Annotated in this window: 18 protein-coding genes; 11 read left to right on the forward strand and 7 right to left on the reverse strand. The window is 40.9% G+C overall.

Annotation, left to right across the window (positions count from 1 at the left end):
- Positions 1 to 79: 79 nt before the first annotated feature.
- Positions 80 to 274, reverse strand: coding sequence for a DMT family transporter (locus tag H6G41_RS35085; RefSeq protein WP_242037910.1), 195 nt, complete (start codon positions 272 to 274; stop codon positions 80 to 82).
- Between the two features lie 238 nt (positions 275 to 512).
- Between H6G41_RS35085 and H6G41_RS12710 the strand changes: the two genes are divergently transcribed.
- Positions 513 to 1,343 carry a dienelactone hydrolase family protein gene (locus tag H6G41_RS12710; protein ID WP_190746577.1) on the forward strand — a complete coding sequence of 277 codons (831 nt, stop codon included), beginning with the start codon at positions 513 to 515 and terminating at the stop codon, positions 1,341 to 1,343.
- A 256-nt stretch (positions 1,344 to 1,599) separates the two neighbouring features.
- Here H6G41_RS12710 and H6G41_RS12715 read toward each other — a convergent pair whose 3' ends face one another.
- Positions 1,600 to 1,803 (reverse strand): hypothetical protein, encoded by a 204-nt coding sequence (locus H6G41_RS12715; RefSeq protein ID WP_190746542.1) that lies wholly within the window; start codon positions 1,801 to 1,803, stop codon positions 1,600 to 1,602.
- Between the two features lie 221 nt (positions 1,804 to 2,024).
- Between H6G41_RS12715 and H6G41_RS12720 the strand changes: the two genes are divergently transcribed.
- Positions 2,025 to 2,420 carry a hypothetical protein gene (locus H6G41_RS12720; RefSeq protein ID WP_190746543.1) on the forward strand — a complete coding sequence of 132 codons (396 nt, stop codon included), beginning with the start codon at positions 2,025 to 2,027 and terminating at the stop codon, positions 2,418 to 2,420.
- A gap of 76 nt (positions 2,421 to 2,496) precedes the next feature.
- Here H6G41_RS12720 and H6G41_RS12725 read toward each other — a convergent pair whose 3' ends face one another.
- The gene (locus H6G41_RS12725; RefSeq protein WP_190746544.1) at positions 2,497 to 3,603 is read right to left on the reverse strand and encodes a hypothetical protein; all 1,107 of its coding nucleotides are present in this window, start codon (positions 3,601 to 3,603) and stop codon (positions 2,497 to 2,499) included.
- Between the two features lie 198 nt (positions 3,604 to 3,801).
- On the opposite strand from H6G41_RS12725, the gene H6G41_RS12730 reads away from it, so the two are divergent.
- Both H6G41_RS12730 and H6G41_RS12735 read left to right on the forward strand, forming a co-directional pair.
- Positions 3,802 to 5,040, forward strand: coding sequence for an NAD(P)/FAD-dependent oxidoreductase (locus H6G41_RS12730; protein WP_306790429.1), 1,239 nt, complete (start codon positions 3,802 to 3,804; stop codon positions 5,038 to 5,040).
- Positions 5,041 to 5,300: 260 nt separating this feature from the next.
- Positions 5,301 to 5,546 carry a hypothetical protein gene (locus tag H6G41_RS12735; RefSeq protein ID WP_190746545.1) on the forward strand — a complete coding sequence of 82 codons (246 nt, stop codon included), beginning with the start codon at positions 5,301 to 5,303 and terminating at the stop codon, positions 5,544 to 5,546.
- Between the two features lie 13 nt (positions 5,547 to 5,559).
- On the opposite strand, the gene H6G41_RS12740 is transcribed toward H6G41_RS12735, so the two are convergent.
- The 3 genes from H6G41_RS12740 to H6G41_RS12750 all read right to left on the reverse strand — a co-directional run bounded on the left by H6G41_RS12740 (position 5,560) and on the right by H6G41_RS12750 (position 7,636).
- Complete coding sequence (locus H6G41_RS12740; RefSeq protein WP_308796212.1) at positions 5,560 to 5,910, reverse strand: SDR family NAD(P)-dependent oxidoreductase; 351 nt, start codon at positions 5,908 to 5,910, stop codon at positions 5,560 to 5,562.
- Positions 5,911 to 5,948: 38 nt separating this feature from the next.
- The gene (nifK, locus tag H6G41_RS12745; protein WP_190746547.1) at positions 5,949 to 7,253 is read right to left on the reverse strand and encodes a nitrogenase molybdenum-iron protein subunit beta; all 1,305 of its coding nucleotides are present in this window, start codon (positions 7,251 to 7,253) and stop codon (positions 5,949 to 5,951) included.
- A gap of 224 nt (positions 7,254 to 7,477) precedes the next feature.
- The gene (locus H6G41_RS12750; protein WP_199316139.1) at positions 7,478 to 7,636 is read right to left on the reverse strand and encodes a nitrogenase molybdenum-iron protein subunit alpha; all 159 of its coding nucleotides are present in this window, start codon (positions 7,634 to 7,636) and stop codon (positions 7,478 to 7,480) included.
- Positions 7,637 to 8,022: 386 nt separating this feature from the next.
- Here H6G41_RS12750 and H6G41_RS12755 point away from each other — a divergent pair, with 386 nt between their 5' ends.
- The 5 genes from H6G41_RS12755 to H6G41_RS12775 all read left to right on the forward strand — a co-directional run bounded on the left by H6G41_RS12755 (position 8,023) and on the right by H6G41_RS12775 (position 11,796).
- A complete protein-coding gene (locus H6G41_RS12755; RefSeq protein ID WP_190746548.1) occupies positions 8,023 to 9,324 on the forward strand; it encodes a site-specific integrase in 1,302 nt (433 codons plus the stop codon).
- Between the two features lie 470 nt (positions 9,325 to 9,794).
- Positions 9,795 to 10,175, forward strand: a complete 381-nt coding sequence (locus tag H6G41_RS12760) for a hypothetical protein (RefSeq protein ID WP_190746549.1) — start codon at positions 9,795 to 9,797, stop codon at positions 10,173 to 10,175.
- A gap of 121 nt (positions 10,176 to 10,296) precedes the next feature.
- On the forward strand, positions 10,297 to 10,572 hold the full coding sequence (locus H6G41_RS12765; RefSeq protein ID WP_190746550.1) for a hypothetical protein: 276 nt from the start codon (positions 10,297 to 10,299) through the stop codon (positions 10,570 to 10,572).
- On the forward strand, positions 10,557 to 10,955 hold the full coding sequence (locus H6G41_RS12770) for a type II toxin-antitoxin system VapC family toxin (RefSeq protein WP_190746551.1): 399 nt from the start codon (positions 10,557 to 10,559) through the stop codon (positions 10,953 to 10,955). The genes H6G41_RS12765 and H6G41_RS12770 overlap by 16 nt, the downstream gene beginning before the upstream one ends.
- Positions 10,956 to 11,076: 121 nt before the next feature.
- Positions 11,077 to 11,796 carry a dienelactone hydrolase family protein gene (locus H6G41_RS12775; protein WP_190746552.1) on the forward strand — a complete coding sequence of 240 codons (720 nt, stop codon included), beginning with the start codon at positions 11,077 to 11,079 and terminating at the stop codon, positions 11,794 to 11,796.
- Positions 11,797 to 11,915: 119 nt separating this feature from the next.
- Here H6G41_RS12775 and H6G41_RS12780 read toward each other — a convergent pair whose 3' ends face one another.
- Complete coding sequence (locus H6G41_RS12780; RefSeq protein WP_190746553.1) at positions 11,916 to 12,455, reverse strand: DUF2267 domain-containing protein; 540 nt, start codon at positions 12,453 to 12,455, stop codon at positions 11,916 to 11,918.
- A 321-nt stretch (positions 12,456 to 12,776) separates the two neighbouring features.
- Between H6G41_RS12780 and H6G41_RS12785 the strand changes: the two genes are divergently transcribed.
- Both H6G41_RS12785 and H6G41_RS12790 read left to right on the forward strand, forming a co-directional pair.
- Positions 12,777 to 13,244: a nuclear transport factor 2 family protein gene (locus H6G41_RS12785; protein WP_190746554.1), complete on the forward strand. Its 468-nt coding sequence runs from the start codon at positions 12,777 to 12,779 to the stop codon at positions 13,242 to 13,244.
- 19 nt (positions 13,245 to 13,263) lie between these two features.
- Positions 13,264 to 13,827, forward strand: a complete 564-nt coding sequence (locus H6G41_RS12790; RefSeq protein ID WP_190746555.1) for a GNAT family N-acetyltransferase — start codon at positions 13,264 to 13,266, stop codon at positions 13,825 to 13,827.
- Positions 13,828 to 13,948: the final 121 nt, after the last annotated feature.

Raw genomic sequence — 13,948 nt, forward strand, 5'->3', positions numbered from 1 at the left:
ACGAGCTGCGGCGCTGACGCATAAATTTTTCTCGACTCAACAAAGCGATTCCTAATGTGACGATACCAATCCCTACACATTAAATCACATTTAAAGTTTCGCTAATTGTAGCCCATGCAATCAGGGCTGTCATTGCTGGGCTGTTAGCGCCGATAATAGAAGCTGTTGTTGCACCAATTTTGCGAATTCCTAAATTGTTGAGACTGGGTATTGGTAATTTCTTCCCTTCCCTATGACCAAAAACTTCATCCTCCTTGTGGGTAAAGTTTTTCATGTAAAACTAATTATTAGGTAAACTAAGCAAAGTATCACCCAGGGAAAAAGCCCACAATCGAGCTTAAGCTCATCCCACCTCTAAAAGAAGATGGGATTTCTCGTTGACGGTTGACGGTTGACAGTTAACAGTCATCAGTCAACGGTGTCGAGGTATCTTTCATCCCATCTCTAGAAAGGAGTGGGTTTTCCCGACACTTTTTTATAATTAAACTCGGATAGCTCAAGGCATAAAGATGATCAAAGAGATAACACGTCGCAACTTTATCGCAACTGCTACCCTTGCTACAGGCTTTGCGCTAGCAGTACAGCCTGTGACAGCGAAAGTCATCACCACCGATACTCAAGGATTAATCGCAGGTGCGGTGAAAATTCCTGTAGCAGATGGGGAAATTCCTGCTTATAGAGCGCAGCCAGCAACAGGCGAGAATTTCCCGATTGTGCTGGTGATTCAAGAAATCTTTGGCGTACACGAGCATATTCAGGATGTCACCCGCCGCTTTGCCAAATTGGGATATTTAGCGATCGCACCTGAATTATTTGTCCGTCAAGGTGATGTGTCAAAATTAAGTAATGTTGATGAAATTCGGCCCATTGTAGCCAAAGTCCCTGATACTCAGGTACTATCTGACCTTGATGCCACTGTAGCTTGGGCAGCAAAATCTGCCAAGGGCAATGCTGATAGAGTAGGGATTACGGGTTTTTGCTGGGGTGGTCGCATTACTTGGTTATATTCGGCACATAATCCCCAAGTTAAAGCAGGTGTGGCTTGGTATGGCAGACTAGTCGGTAATGCAACAGAACTTCAACCTACGCATCCCGTAGATATTGCTTCTAAGCTAACAGTTCCCGTACTCGGATTATACGGTGGTAAAGATACTGGCATTCCTCTAGACACAGTAGAGCAAATGCGCGAGCGTTTAAAGTCTAGCAGTAGCAAATCGCAAATTATTGTCTATCCCGATGCACCTCACGCTTTTTATGCCGATTATCGCCCTTCCTATCGGGAAAAAGAGGCGAAAGACGGTTGGAAACGCCTGCAAGCTTGGTTTAAACAGCATGGGTTGTAAAAGCTGCTGAATTACAGATAAGCTAATCTGCTTTTAAGTTGCACAATCCATTGTGAGGGCTGTTGACGGTTGACGGTTGATTGTCCTTATTTGTAGTTATGCAATTTAGATGCGTATTAGCTTATTTTTACGGGCACAATATATTGTGTCCCTACCTTTTTTTTACAAAGTCTCAGGATTTAGCGTGATGTCTACGACGGACTATGTCTACGCATTTATGCAATAATTTTTGACGATGAAATAAGCGATCGCGCATTCAGTCAACATACAAAATTTGCGATCGTTGGTTCACAACGTGAGGACGTTCGTTCACAATGTGAGGATGTTGGTTCATAACGTGAGGACGTTCGTTCATAACGTGAGGACGTTGGTTCACAACGTGAGGACGTTGGTTCACAACGTGAGAACGTTGGTTCATAACGTGAGGACGTTCGTTCACAACGTGAGGACGTTGGTTCATAAGACAAACGTTTTGGTGCGTTGCGCTACGCGACAACACACCATACATGTTTGAGTATAATTACAAATTTCAAAATAGAATAAAATTCGGTAATTACTGAGGACTTAATTAAAAATTTTTTGGGAGAAATGCCTGATTTTGGCTAATTTTACTGAACCAAATTTTTATATTCTTGAGAGACCCTAGAAAGAAGAATAAATTTAAGTAAAAGGTATGGATTAATGCCACGGCAAAAAAAAACTTCTTCTGTGCTGAAAAAAACTGAACAGCAGACAATTGGGTTTAAATCGATCGATCCCAATCTTGATTTTGGTGATTCCATCAGTTTGAAGCAATTGACTGAGTTAACTAAGGAATTACGGGAAGAACTCAATCAATATAATTATCTGTTAAACACCCTTGACTTAGCAAAGGCAAAAATCGAAACCATAGAAAAGAGCATTCGCCAAACTTCAGAACGCTTGGTTAGTGGTGTGGTGTTTAAGTATGGTAAAGATAGCAGGGAATATGAAATGCTCGGTAGGGTACGCACAAGCGATCGCGTCCGTAAAGCTATTATCACGCGGTTGAAAACAAAAGCCGAAGCAACAAAAGCAGCTTCTACAAAAACGGTTTAAATTGCATAACTACTAATCAGGGCTGTCAACAGTCAACAGCCCTCATAATCAATTGTGCAACTTAAAAGCAGAAAGCTCACTGCTTCCGCCGTACATAGCTAACCCCATCCAGCCAAATCACACTCTTGGGATCTTGCGGATCTGTAATGAGAATGCGCCGCTCGCTAGATTTATCATCGTAAGTAATGTACAGTGTTAACCCCTGAACGCGATAGGTACCGCGCTGATTGGGTGCGACGCTGTTGATAGCAACTGATTCGTTACTTGCACCTGCACCTTGACCGCGTATCACTCGTCCATTGGGAAAAAAGCGATATTGTTGCCATGCTACCACGGAATCACTACCGCCAATCGCTACGTTTCCCGTACCGGAGAGTGAGCGAAATAAGCCGTTAAGTTTGAAATTATCTGGTAATTTAGGATATGTCTTAGAAAAAGGTAAGGCTTTCCAATCGCCTTTGTTTGCTAGCTCTATTTTGCCACCTTGACGCCGCCAACGAGTCCATTCATCTGGGTTAGCGCGTTTGTGGGCGGCAATTCCACCTTTAAAAGATAACCCTTCCACATTAGTTAAAGCCTCACCGTTACGAAACAGCACTACAGGATAAATATCAGTAGTTAAAAAGCCACCAATGCCCATTTTTGTCCGGGAATTGAAACCAAAGCTGTCAATTTGCTTGACAATTTCATTATCTCCGGAGGAAGTAACAGCTTCAGGTTTTTTAGCAGCCTGTTGCGGAGCTTTTTTTGGTGTTTTTGGCGGTTGACTTCCTGATGAAATGATTTGTGGTGATACCTTAGCAAATTGAGCATCGGGTAATTGTGACAACGATACCGCCACAGTACAAACATCTACATTGGCGCGTTGACTGGTAACTGGTTTAATAATTGCTTCTAAAGCTGTGTCTAGTTGTCGTTTTTGAGTAGGGTATTTATCGAATTCCGGTAAACGCGAGCGGATTTGGGCGACACCGTTGGCTTTTTCCCAAGCTTGAACTTTAGCCGCATCCCCAGCAGTAAAGCCGCTACCTTGCTGACATTGGGTAGCAAAGTAATCGAATGCTTTCACCACTAGCGCCGCCTTCATGAATGCTTCACTTGTGATGTCAGGATTTTGCCCATAGGCACTCCCAACCCCAGTTAGTGAAACTAGCATAGTCATGGCGATCGCATTTACTCGCATACAAACCCCCATATCATGACGTTAACGGTGGAATTAAACGACAGTAGATATGTATAGCACCCACTCATGCAGATTATCTCTTCATCTCAGTTGTCACAGATGCGATTAATCGCATCTGTACAGTTGTCAGTTGCTCTAGAATACAACAAATGAGTAAAGTCAGAGAAATATCTTGTTTTAGCAGAGGTACGGAAATAAATGATGAATCCACCTGCAAGCGCACAAGAAAAAACTCAGCTTGAGCAAATATCAAAACCACTGGTGCAAAAAGTTGCAATTATTGGTGCTGGGCTTGGGGGATTAGCTGTAGCTGTAGCACTCCACAAATTAGGCTACAACGTCCAAGTATACGAAAAAGCACAAGATTTTCGTCCTGTAGGTGGTGGATTGGGTTTACTTCCCAATGGCTTGAACTTTCTCCAAGCGATCGCTCCTGAACTCGTCACATTAATTAAAAATTCAGGCTGTGAAGTAATTACAAGCGTTTTGAAAAACGACCAAGGAGAAACAATTCGCAGTAATCCAGCCAGCAGGTATCAAGATAAATACGGTCAGCCATTAGTAACTGTATGGTGGTGGCGTTTACAACAAGTGCTTGCTTCTCAATTACCTGCTGATATCATTCATCTTAATCATCGTTGTCTTGGTTTTCAACAAAATGAAAGTGGCGTGGAAATATATTTTGATAATGGTTCTGTGGTAAGTGCAGACTTATTGATTGGCGCTGATGGCATTAATTCTGTCATTCGCGAAGTTTTAATTCAAGATGGCAAACCACGCTATTTAGAAAGCATGTCTTGGCGTGCTGTGATTAAATGCAATCAACAGGTACTAAATCCCGGCGAACTCGGTTTTGTTAAAGGGAATCGAGATTTTATGTACCTGCTAAATGTTGGTGACGGTTATATTGCTTGGTTGTATCGTCGCTTATCATTAGATAATAGTCTTTCGGAAAATCCAGCTGCTGTGAAATCGCGGATTCTCTCTCACATAACCGATTGGGGCGAATCATTACGCGCATTAGTCGAAGCAACGCCAGCCGAACGAATTTTAGAAGGGCCGATTTGCGATCGCTTACCAGTTAATTCCTGGAGTCAAGGAAGAGTCACCTTGTTAGGTGATGCAGCTCATCCAATGGCTCCGGCTTTAGGACAAGGCGCAAATAGCACTTTTGAAGATGCTTATGAACTAGCATATTCTTTATCTCAAGCATCGAGTTTGCCAGCAGCCTTAACTAACTACGAACAGCGCCGTATTCCCCGCACCCAAAGCATTCAAACTCGTAGCGCCTTAGGTGAGATGCGCTATTACGAAACAGAAAGCGAAGCAGCAGCCAGACAAATGCAAGAGCAATCAGCTATCAGTAGAGAAGAATTTCAAGAGTCTTTATTGAGCTACAAACCACCCCAGGCGATCGCACATCACGCAATTTTGTAGTCAGGACTTCAGTCCTGATTTGCGGACTAAAGCGACATATCAATATATTCTAGAGGGCAAGGTATTGCCTTGCTCCTACAATCTGTCGCATTCTTTTTTCAAATTGCTATTAGCTCCCCGACAATTTCATCTTTAATTATCGGCAAATTCACTGATTACTCAATACTCAACTGTACTACCTCATCTAGTAAAAGTAGCAATGCCAATAAATTTAAGACTTGCTACTATTTTGCCTTCTAGATTAATACCAGGTGCAGAGCGTGACAGAATCCAACCGCATTATTAAAGATAACTTTAGCTATCCTCGCAGCCGTTATTATGGTCAAGTAAAACCAGAGAATTTAGTATTTAATGCCAATCTACAAGAGTTTTCGCAAAAAGTTAGTTATGTTTGCTGCCTAGAAACAAACGGTAAACTTTCGTCAGAAGAAGCTTACCAGGAAATTGAAAAGATGTGGGAGCAGTTAAAAAAATCCAAACAGGAATTAGGAATTACTAATAGCTGATATTTTTCATAATTTACCAATCCTGCAATGTTGGGCGAATGAGAATCTCATTCACGTTGACACGGGGTGGTTGTGTCACAACATAAGCGATCGCGGCAGCAATATCTTCACTTTCTAAAGGCGTCAGCGAACGACGGCGTTCTTCTATGTTTTGTTTGGCTACAGGATCGGAAATGCGATCGGCGGTATTTCCCCCATCAATTGCACCCACAGCCGCAATCCCTGCATTATTGACGAGGATATCTATCCGCCCAAATTCTGTTTTTGTCTTGTGGACTAAATTCTGTACTTGAGCCTCATCTGTGACATCAGTAACAATAGGTAACTCCAAAAAATAAATTATTCCAATTTCTGAACTGAACACAATTGTTTTTCTCCCCTGCTCCCTGCTCCCTTGCCTAATTAGCCTGATAGCAAACGCATTAGAGAACGTAAGTGCCACAAGTCTTTACCAGCCCAGATTTTACCTTCCTTACCGAAGGGGCTAGAATCTAGCAATGCTTGCAGTTCTTTTTCAAATACATCATTGGAGTTGTGAACCACAATGTGAACAGGTTCAGCACCCATTTCCAGCATGAAGCCAACAACGCTGTAAACCAAATCGGGATCGCCGTAGATAGCGAAGCGCTTACCGTGAAGCCAAGCATGAGAGTCAGTCATGGCGTCAACTGCACGACCGCGTTCGATTTCTAGCTCTTCAGGAATGGGTTTACCAGTCAGTTCGCTGAGTTTGACTAGGAACTCATCAGTAGCTTTAATGCCCCAAGGACGAGAAACTACTACATCTTGCTTCCATTCTTTAGCGATGTACTCACGGGTCTTAGGAGTAGAGTGAGCTTGCAGAACAACTGTAGCTTTAGCATTAATTGCATCTGCTGCATCTTCTAACTTAGTACCACCTGGGTACATATCGAATTCACCTGTGTTAGGTGCATCCAAATAATCGCTGTTGTCAGAAAGAATTGTGTAGTCGATACCGAACAGAGAAGCAATACGTTTTACTTCCCGGAGGTTACCAACGTAGGTGTCAAAACCAGAGATGAAGTTGATTTTGCCATTGCTGGTGGATTTCTTCTTACCTGCGGTTAAGGTAGAAAGAATTCCCTTCATCATGTTGTCGTAACCAGTGATGTGGGAACCAACAAAGCTAGGAGTGTGAGCGTAAGGAACTGGGAAATCTTGAGGAACTGAACCAGCGTTCTTAGCGTTGGTAATAAACGCTTGTAAGTCGTCCCCGATAACCTCAGCCATACAGGTGGTGCAAACTGCAATCATCTTGGGCTTGTAAAGCTGGTAAGAGTTTGCCAAGCCATCAATCATGTTTTGCAGACCACCGAACACCGCTGCGTCTTCAGTCATAGAAGAAGACACACCAGAGAATGGTTCTTTGTAGTGACGGGTTAAGTGGGTACGGAAGTAAGCCACGCAACCTTGAGAACCTTGAACGAAAGGTAAAGTACCTTCAAAACCAACCGCAGCGAACATAGCGCCTAAAGGTTGGCAACCTTTAGCAGGGTTAACTGTTAAAGCTTCACGAGCGAAGTTCTTTTCACGATAATCCCAGCTTTTTGTCCATTCCGCAACTCTTTCTACTTCTGCGGGATCGTGACCGTTTTCAAACTCTTTCTTGTTTTGGAAAAGTTGTTTGTACTCGGGTTGGTGGAATAGCTCTACGTGGTCTTGAATTTTATCTGGATTCTGAGGCATTTCTGGATCTCCAAGCTGACTGAATTCGTGACTGACTGGTCAAAGATGAGGATTTCTAGCGGGGTGAGTCACGAGAGTTGCAGGTGGGGAGCGGGAATTTTATTCAAAATTCAAAATGCAAAACCAAAATTTCCATTTTAATTTTTAGTTTTGAATCCTGGATTCCTAACTCCCCCCTGGGGTTTTAAGCCCCAGGCCCCTGTTAATCTCTCGATTCCATTACTCTAAACGGCAGCTTTAGCCTTAGCTCCAGCTTTCTTGCTCCAAGGAGCGCCAATTAAACCCCAGGTTGGGCTGTTGAGTGCCAAATCCATATCACGAGCGAAGATAGCAAATCCGTCATAACCGTGATAAGGGCCGGAGTAATCCTTTTTATGGTTCAATAACTTTCAGCAGCCTAATGTTCGCCGCAATCAATGTCAGTTTCAAACATTGTTCACCAAGAACACATTTATTTTTAGGCTAAATCTAGGCTAAAGATACCGCAATGCATAACCAGGGTCAAACAATTTTAGATTTTGGATTTTAGATTTTAGATTGAATGCACCCACTCTTAGGTTGCAGCTTGAGGATTTGAGATTGACGATTTTAGATTTGTTTCGCCCACAGGCGCTTGAAACAAGGAATAATCCAAAATCCAAAATTTAAAATCTAAAATTCAGAGGGTCAAGACCAATATCAACAAGCTTTTGCTGACTTAGAGCCTGTTTCGTCTACCGATGGCAGTTTTTTCGGCTCAAGTCTGCAAGCACAGCAGCAAAGAGAACACATGAGAACAAAAGTCCTGCAAGAGTTAGAGAAAGTAAATCTGCGTTTGAAGTCTGCAAAGACAAAGGTAACAATTCGCGAATCTAATGGAAGTCTGCAATTACGGGCGACGTTACCAATTAAACCGGGGGATACAGATAAAAATGGGACTGGGAGAAAACAATATAATATCAGTTTAAATATTCCCGCTAACTTAGATGGATTAAAAACGGCGGAAGAAGAAGCTTATGAATTAGGTAAGTTAATTGCTCGCAAAACCTTTGAATGGAATGATAAATATTTAGGTACTGAGGCGATTAAAAAAGATTTTCAAACAGTAGGAGAATTACTCACCAAGTTTGAAGATGAGTATTTTAAAACTCATAAACGCACTACCAAAAGCGAACATACATTTTTTTATTACTTTTCGCGAACACAGAGATTTACTAATTCTCAAGATATCGCCACGGCAGAAAATTTGCTAAATGCCATTGAAAAAATTGAGAAAGAATGGTCTAAATATAATGCAGCTAGAGCTATAGCGGCATTTTGCCAAACATTCAAAATCGAAATTGATTTATCTAAATATTCTAAAATGCCCGATCGCAATTCCCGCAACATCCCCACCGACGGGGAAATAGCCACAGGAATTGCCAAGTTTGAAGAATATCTGCATACTAGAGGTAATCAAGTAAATCAAGATGTAAAACATAGCTGGCAGCTTTGGCGCTGGACTTATGGTATGTTAGCAGTTTTTGGTTTACGTCCGCGAGAATTATTTATTAATCCTGATATTGATTGGTGGTTGAGTCAAGAGAATGTAGATTTAACCTGGAAAGTCCATAAAGATTGTAAGACTGGGGAAAGACAAGCCTTACCTTTACATAAACAATGGATTGCAGAATTTGATTTAAGAAATCCCAAATATTTAGAAATGCTGGCGACAGCGATTAGTAAAAAAGATAAAAATAATCATGCAGAAATAACAGCTTTAACGCAAAGAGTTAGTTGGTGGTTTCGGAAAATTGGTTTAGATTTTAAGCCCTATGATTTACGTCATGCTTGGGCAATTAGAGCGCATATTTTGGGGATACCAATTAAAGCTGCGGCAGATAATTTAGGGCATAGTGTACAAGTGCATACGCAAACTTATCAGCGTTGGTTTTCGCTAGATATGCGTAAGTTGGCGATTAATCAAGCTTTGAGTAAACGAGATGAAGTTGAGTTGATTAGAGAAGAGAATGCCAAGTTAAAGATGGAGAATGAGAAATTGAAGTTGGAAATTGAGAAGTTGAAGATGGAATTGGTTTATAAGCGGAGTTAAATGTGTTGATAAAATTGAGGCGGTTCTTTGCGCTGCGCGACAACACACCCTACGCACTAATTTACAACTTGTAAATCAAGTTTTCTAATTCGTGAATCAAGTATACGAGTTGTAAATCAAGTTTTCTAATTCGTGAATCAAGTATACAAGTTCTAAATTAAGTTTTCTAATTTATAAATCAAGTATACAAGTTCTAAATCAAGTATACAGTTTGTGCATTAACTCCACAATTCGTATACTAATGCTAGCATTTGCAAATGCAATTGAAACCGTATAAATCAGGCGATATAGAATAATTTTACCAAATTTAACTCGATTATCCTATTTACTGACCCTAATATTCTAAAATTTCTGTAACTTTACTCAGGCTGATATATGTGCTGACTACTTATACTTAAGCTATATAGCGAACTCAGTATAAACCACTATCAGGGTTCTCTATGGGAAATTAATCAGCAGAGGAAAAAATTATGAGGAGTCAGAAGCGAAATTCAAGCGCATTAACTAAAGCTGAACGTCGGATTGAAGGGTTACAGATGATTAACCCTAATTTAGATTTTGGTAATGGGTTTTCCATCACTGATTATCATCAAATGGTTCAGGATGTACGGGACAAGCTAGCCAGCTATAATCAATCGCGGAAGATGGTAAATCAAACGCAGAATGCTTTATTACAAGCAGAACGGGCTTTAAATACTTATACTGAGCGGATGCTGTTGAAGGTGGCTTCTCAGTATGGCAAAGATAGCGATGAATATAGTATGGCTGGGGGAACGCGCAAATCAGAGCGACGCAAACCACGCTCTACGGCTAAACAAAAGGTGATGTCTGCGGAGTTGGTGATTGAATAGATACTGATTTCTCTGATAATCAGGAGTGCGATCGCTCTTTTGTAAAAATGCGATCGCACTTCACTCGCTGACAATGCTTCGATATCATAGGAATATCAGGTTCTGGTTAGCAGATCGGATTATGGAAAGCATTAAGGTTAGGACATATATTGGTAATGACGGAATTCTACAAGTTCAGCTGCCGCCAGAAATTGTTAACCAAGAGTTAGATGTGGTGATTGTCTTTCAACCTGTGATTCAAGAAGCCTCACAGTATGCAAGCAAAACACCCCAAGAATTAGGATACTCGCACAGGTTTGTTGCTGAAGTAGTAGGTAGTTGGGAAGGTGAACCACTTGAACGTCCAGAGCAGCTTGCTTTTGAGGAAAGGGAGGAAATTCAATGGCCTACCTCCTAGATACTAATGCATGTATCCAAATTCTCAATTCAGCAAATTCACCTGTTACCCAAAAACTTCTTTCAATTCCGGCTCAAGATATTTACCTGTGTACTGTTGTTTATAGTGAACTGTATTATGGCGCTTACAAAAGTGCAAATGTTAATAGAAATATCACTCATCTAGAAAATTTCTTTGCAGAATTTGCTGTTTTACCATTGGATCTTCAAGCTGCAAAAATAGCTGGAGATATTCGCGCTCGTTTAAATACTTTGGGTACTCCAATTGGGGGAAATGATTTACTAATTGCGGCGATCGCTTTAGCAAATGACCTAATTCTTGTCACCCACAATACCCGTGAATTTAGTCGGATCGATGGTTTAAAGTATGAAGACTGGGAGTAAGTTAGGTTAGATAGCAATCTAGATTATGCTTGTGGACTGTTGAGGCGATCGCTCATCTCTATAAAAAACAGTCACAATATATACGTTCCCTAACTGTTCTCATCGCAGCAGAGGTAATCAGGTGCAAATCGAACAAACCGAAGTGATAATTCCTACCCCCGACGGAGAAATGTCGGCTTGGTTATATACCCATGCTGAAGGTAAACGCCAGCCAGCCGTTATCTTATTAATGGAAGCATTTGGTTTAACATCGCACATTCGCGACATAGCAGCACGAATCGCCAAAGAAGGTTACGTAGTTCTCGCGCCAGATTTGTACTATCGGGAGTTACCTAACAACAAATTTGGTTACGATCAAGTTGAGTCAGCAATGGCGATGATGTATCGCCTTGATTTTGGCAAACCTATGAAAGAAGATATGCAGGCGGCGTTAGCTTATGTAAAATCACGCGCTGATGTGTATCCTGATAAAATTGGTATGACTGGCTTTTGCTTAGGTGGGGGTTTGAGTTTTTTCACCGCTTGCTATTTATCATCAGAGATTGTGGCGGCGGCTCCTTTCTACGGTATGGTTCTCGATGAGTGGTTGGTAGAGGCAAAAAATATTACAGTACCAATTTACTTATTTTTTGGCGGTGTCGATCCATTTATTCCCAGCGATCGCATCCAGCAAGTTGAGTCTCGGTTACAAGAACTCGGTAAAGAATACAATATTAAAGTGTATCCTGACGCCGATCATGGCTTTTTCTGTAATGAGCGTTATTCTTACAATCCTGTAGCGGCTGAAGATGCTTGGCGAGAGTTGACAGGGTTTTTCCATAAACATCTTCAGGAGCAATAAAACACTACAGATTATCGTTGATTGTAAGGGCATGGCAGTGCCATGCCTCTAGTGGGTATAAAATACGCTATATGTTTGCGATCGCATCTACAAACAGACTTGAATTTGCTAACTATTAATTAAGCTTGTTCCCAAAGCGCGCGGATTTCATCGGGAAGCCAGCCAGCAATTTCCTGAATCCGTTCTGGGGAAAGTTCTTCTTTGGTTGCAGAAAATACCGCTTGAATCGCCTGATCTCTGTCTACTGTTCCGGGTATGCCGCTTTCATTGGCAACTCTAGTAAGAAAGAGATTAGAATCAATGCCAATAGGAGCCGGGCCGCGCAAAGGTTTACGAATGCGACTTAAAAATCTCACAATGGGGTTAGTATCTTTCCAGAGTTCAGCGACTTCCATTTGCAGCGCTTTTTCATCTGTATCTAAAGCTTCATGGTGCAATTCTGACTCAACGCGATCGCTCGCTTCTGTTGTCATTAAGTCCCGCATCACGCGAAAGACGACTTCGCTAAAGTCTCTAGCATCATAAAGATCCGCAAATCCGCTTCTCACCATCACTTTTTCTAGGAAAGAGCGATTTCCATCCGCGATCGCAGTCCGAGAATCTTCAATCTCGGTGGGGTCAACTTCAGGAATGTTTTTTCTAAATGTTTGATCGGGCATAGTTCTTTCTTTATTAATCTTGAGTTTTTATGCTTACCTATGTAAGGTCGCACAAATCAAAAACACTTGGTCTCATCCAGAAGTTCGAGATGTTATCTATCCAAAAGTAAGAACTTTAGCCACTAAATTTTTTGAATCTAGCACAAATGCTGACAAACTGCTTATATAACGCTTAAGTTAAATTAAATACCGCAAATCTGATTTAATTGTTAAATATCACGATTATGCACAAAATCTTGGTAAAAAAGTAATCACAACGTTTTACTGAATAGCTCAAAAGTCTTTAAACATTCCATAAACTACTAGAAGTGGAGAAAATCCATGAATGCTACACAAGTAAACTTGGAAATTCGCGATCGTTTGGAAATAGCTGATGCAATATATCGCTTTGGTGCAGGAATAGACTTCGCTGACGAAGAATTATTCACCTCTGCATTTGCACCAGATGCTGTTGTTGATGTCACTTCTAGCAATAAACTTTGGGGGCTAGATTTTCCAGTTTTTCATGGGCGTGATGCAATTGTAGACATTTTTAAAAGTACAGTTTTTCTCCTGGTTACAACCCACGCCATCACAAATCCACGCATCAAAATAAATGGCGATACAGCAAAACTTTATGTAGTTGCAGAAGCTCAACATCTACCGCCAAACGATCGTAGTAGACATTGTCTAATGAAGAGTCAATACGATGTCACCCTTGTACGCGATGGCGATCGCTGGGTAATTAACCATTTAATCATTAATGGCGTTTGGTTTACAGGTGAAACAAGCGTTTTACTGGGTAAATAACAGCATATTGCAATAATTTATGGCACAATTAAAAAACTTAGTTTTTCGCCAAGCTACAACTCAAGATAGCAAAGTAATTTGTGAAATTCATAACTCTAATGCGCGAGGTGAAACAGCCGCAAATCAGCATGGATTTCTCTTAGAAAAAACCACTGAAGAGGAGGTAGTGCAAAATTTAAATGAGAACATTCAATATTTTGTGGCTGTTAATTCAAGTAATGAGATTCTCGGATTTGTGACTGTAGCAAAACCAAAAATTAGTAATATTTTTTTGAACCAGGTTATTTGGCAAGATGATACTTATAAACCCAAAATTCTCAGCGAGCATCATCTTTACATTCAAAAAGTGGCAACTAAGGTAGATTATATGGGTAAAGGTATTGCGCAGTTTATGTATAAATCGCTGTATGAAAAATTTCCCAATTCAGTAATTACAGCATTTATCGTGAGCAAACCCATATTCAACGAGCGTTCCTTCAGGTTTCATCAACAACAAGGATTTCAGCAGATAGGAACTATTCAAAAAGAGCTATTTTTAGACTTGAGAAATTATGAAAGTGTTTTGATGGTAAAAGAAACTTAACAAAACAGCAATTAGCTCAACACTTACCTGTCACTCATTGAAAATCTCTCCTATTAGCTGTCAACCGTCAACCAATCTCAAACCTCATGAGTGACTGTGTAATTTCAAAGCGGAATAGCTG

The organism is Tolypothrix sp. FACHB-123, assembly GCF_014697075.1.
Classification (GTDB): domain Bacteria; phylum Cyanobacteriota; class Cyanobacteriia; order Cyanobacteriales; family Nostocaceae; genus Aulosira.